This is a genomic window from Pseudomonas sp. P5_A2_2, from assembly GCF_054177685.1.
The window spans coordinates 1-3,990 of record NZ_JBGCUL010000405.1 but is presented as its reverse complement, the minus strand read 5'-3'; the positions used below and the strand labels follow the sequence as shown (position 1 = coordinate 3,990).

Sequence of the window (3,990 nt, the reverse complement as noted above, 5' to 3'; positions counted from 1 at the left end):
AGGTGTGGCTGGTGGGCGAATTGCGCGATGATCATTGGCTGTTCAGCGCCAACAGCGACGCGCGTTTGATTCGCGGGTTGGTGGCGTTGCTGCTGGCGCGGGTCAATGGATTATCGGCGGCCGAGTTGCAGCAGGTGGATTTGCCGGACTGGTTCAATCAGTTGGGGTTGGGGCGGCAGTTGTCCGAGTCGCGCAGTAATGGTTTGAATGCGGTGCTTCAGCGGATGCGGGAGTTGGCACAGTAAAGGACTGCTGCGCAGTCCATCGCGGGCAAGCCCGCTCCCACAGGGATTGGCGGTGAATCCGGATTTTGCATCCGACACTCACTCCTGTGGGAGCGGGCTTGCTCCGGGCGGCGTTCCGACGAAGAGGCCATCAGCCTTACAGATCAGGCTTCAGGCTTGACCCGATCCGCCGGCCGCCGCACACCCGCCACGATCTTGTCCACAGCCTTGGTCGCCGCGACCATGCCGAATGTCGCCGTCACCATCATCACTGCGCCAAACCCACCGGCACAGTCGAGCTTCACCCCATCACCGACAAAACTTTTCTGCAGGCAAATACTGCCATCCGGTTTCGGGTAACGCAGTTGTTCGGTGGAAAACACGCACGGCACGCTGTAATGGCGGGTCACGGTACGTGAGAAGCCGTAGTCGCGGCGCAGTGTGGAGCGCACTTTCGACGCCAACGGATCGTTGAACGTGCGATTCAGGTCGCAGACCTGGATCAACGTCGGGTCAATCTGTCCGCCCGCGCCGCCGGTGGTGATGATCTGGATCTTGCGGCGCTTGCACCAGGCGATCAGCGCAGCCTTGGCGTTGACGCTGTCGATGCAGTCGATCACGCARTCGATGTTCGGSGTGATGTACTCGGCCATGGTSTCGCGGGTRACGAAGTCMGGCACCGCGTGCACCGTGCAGTCCGGGTTGATSCCGCGCAGRCGYTCGGCCATSACCTCGACCTTGGGCTTGCCCACMGTGCTGTCCAGCGCATGCAGCTGGCGGTTGGCGTTGCTGACGCAGACGTCGTCTAGGTCGAACAGCGATATCTCGCCGACACCACAACGGGCCATGGCTTCCGCCGCCCAGGAACCGACGCCGCCGACGCCGACGATCGCCACATGGGCCGCGCGCAGGCGCTCAAGGCCTTCGATGCCATACAAACGGGCGATGCCGGCAAACCGCGGATCTTCTGTACTCATGACCATTACCCCAAAAACCGGCGCGCATTATAGGGCTGTCGGCGCCCAAGATCATCATTGCGCTATGAACTGGCAACATCCATGAAAACCACATCGAACAAAGATTTGCCCTACAGGCTCTAACGAAAGAACTTAAACCGACTTGGATTGCCCAATGTCCGGCAATTCCCTGTCCGCTGTACGACCAGAGAATGCCCGGTGTAGGATGCGCGCCCCTTGGCGACCGCCAACCGTTCCTTCGTTCCACAGTCTTTGGAACCCGAAATAGCTATGTCATCGCGTAAATTTGGACTCAACCTGGTCGTGGTGCTCGCCATCGCAGCCTTGTTTACCGGCTTCTGGGCGCTGATCAACCGCCCGGTCACCGCCCCCAACTGGCCAGAACAGATCTCCGGCTTCTCCTACTCGCCATTCCAGCAGGGCCAATTCCCGCAGAAAGACCAGTACCCGACCGACGATCAAATGCGTCGCGACCTGGAGATCATGAGCAAGCTGACGGACAACATCCGCATCTACTCGGTCGATGGCACCCTGCAAAACATCCCGAAACTGGCGGAAGAGTTCGGCTTGCGGGTGACCCTGGGGATCTGGATCAGCCCGGACCAGGAGCGCAACGAACGGGAAATTACCCGCGCCATCGAAATCGCCAACGCCTCGCGCAGCGTGGTTCGTGTGGTAGTCGGCAACGAAGCGATTTTCCGCAAGGAAATCACCGCCCAGGAACTCGGCGTCATGCTCGATCGCGTGCGTGCCGCCGTGAAGGTGCCGGTAACCACGTCCGAGCAGTGGCACGTGTGGGAGGAACACCCGGAACTGGCCAAACACGTCGACCTGATTGCCGCGCACATCCTGCCTTACTGGGAATTCATCCCGATGGACAAGGCCGGGCAGTTCGTCCTCGACCGCGCCCGCGACCTGAAGAAGATGTTCCCGAAAAAGCCGCTGCTGCTGTCCGAAGTGGGCTGGCCGAGCAACGGCCGCATGCGCGGTGGCGCCGATGCCTCCCCGGCGGACCAGGCGATCTACCTGCGAACCCTGGTCAACAAACTCAACCGTCAGGGCTTCAACTACTTCGTGATCGAAGCGTTTGACCAGCCGTGGAAAGCCAGCGACGAAGGTTCCGTCGGCGCCTACTGGGGCGTGTTCAACGCCGCGCGCCAGCAGAAGTTCAACTTCGAAGGCCCGGTGGTGGCGATTCCGCAATGGCGCGTGTTGGCCATTGGTTCGGTGGTATTGGCACTGTTGTCGCTGACCCTGCTGATGATCGACGGCTCGGCCCTGCGCCAGCGTGGCCGTACCTTCCTGACCTTCATTGCGTTCCTGTGTGGTTCGGTGCTGGTGTGGATCGGTTACGACTACAGCCAGCAATACAGCACCTGGTTCAGCCTGACAGTGGGCTTCTTGCTCGCCCTCGGCGCGCTCGGGGTGTTTATCGTACTGCTGACCGAAGCCCATGAACTGGCCGAAGCGGTGTGGGTGCACAAGCGCCGGCGCGAGTTCCTGCCGGTGGAAGGCGATTCCAGCTACCGCCCGAAAGTGTCGATTCACGTGCCCTGCTACAACGAGCCGCCGGAGATGGTCAAACAGACCCTCAACGCCCTGGCCAACCTCGACTATCCGGACTTCGAAGTCCTGATCATCGACAACAACACCAAGGACCCGGCGGTCTGGGAACCGGTGCGTGACTACTGCACAACCCTCGGCCCGCGCTTCAAATTCTTCCACGTGGCACCGCTGGCCGGCTTCAAGGGCGGCGCGCTGAACTACCTGATCCCGCACACCGCCAAGGATGCCGAAGTCATTGCCGTGATCGACTCGGACTACTGCGTCGACCGCAACTGGCTCAAGCACATGGTGCCGCACTTCGCCGATCCGAAAATCGCCGTGGTGCAGTCGCCGCAGGATTACCGCGACCAGAACGAAAGCACCTTCAAGAAGCTCTGCTACGCGGAATACAAAGGTTTCTTCCACATCGGCATGGTCACCCGCAACGACCGTGACGCGATCATCCAGCACGGCACCATGACCATGACCCGTCGCTCGGTGCTCGAAGAACTGGGCTGGGCCGACTGGTGCATCTGTGAAGACGCCGAACTGGGCCTGCGCGTGTTCGAAAAAGGCCTGTCGGCGGCGTATTACCACACCAGCTACGGTAAAGGCCTGATGCCCGATACCTTCATCGACTTCAAGAAACAGCGTTTCCGCTGGGCTTACGGAGCGATACAGATCATCAAGCGTCACACCGCCAGCCTGCTGCGCGGCAAGGACACCGAGCTGACCCGTGGCCAGCGTTATCACTTCCTCGCGGGCTGGTTGCCGTGGGTGGCGGACGGCATGAACATCTTCTTCACCGTCGGCGCGCTGTTGTGGTCGGCGGCAATGATCATCGTGCCGCAACGGGTCGATCCGCCGCTRCTGATCTTCGCAATCCCGCCATTGGCGCTGTTCGTGTTCAAGGTCGCCAAGATCATCTTCCTCTACCGCCGAGCGGTCGGGGTCAACTTGAAGGATGCCTTCTGCGCGGCGCTGGCCGGCCTGGCGTTGTCCCACACCATCRCCAAAGCGGTGCTGTACGGTTTCTTCACCAGCAGCATTCCGTTCTTCCGTACGCCGAAAAACGCCGATAACCACGGCTTCTGGGTGGCGATTTCGGAAGCCCGGGAAGAGATGTTCATCATGCTGCTGCTGTGGGGTGCTGCCTTGGGGATCTTCCTGGTGAACGGCATGCCGAGCAACGATATGCGCTTCTGGGTGACCATGCTGCTGGTGCAGTCGCTGCCGTACCTGGC

Annotated in this window: 3 protein-coding genes; 2 read left to right on the top strand and 1 reads right to left on the bottom strand. The window is 60.9% G+C overall.

What is annotated here, in order from left to right; genetic code table 11:
• Positions 1 to 245, top strand: a 245-nt coding sequence (locus tag ACXRVY_RS19325) for a SufE family protein (RefSeq protein WP_458238007.1), incomplete at its 5' end; no start/stop codon positions are given.
• A 143-nt stretch (positions 246 to 388) separates the two neighbouring features.
• Here the strand turns inward: ACXRVY_RS19325 and tcdA are convergent.
• Positions 389 to 1,207, bottom strand: coding sequence for a tRNA cyclic N6-threonylcarbamoyladenosine(37) synthase TcdA (gene tcdA, locus ACXRVY_RS19320; protein WP_458238006.1), 819 nt, complete (start codon positions 1,205 to 1,207; stop codon positions 389 to 391).
• Between the two features lie 264 nt (positions 1,208 to 1,471).
• Here tcdA and ACXRVY_RS19315 point away from each other — a divergent pair.
• On the top strand, positions 1,472 to 3,990 hold a 2,519-nt coding region (locus ACXRVY_RS19315; RefSeq protein ID WP_458238005.1), incomplete at its 3' end, for a glycosyltransferase.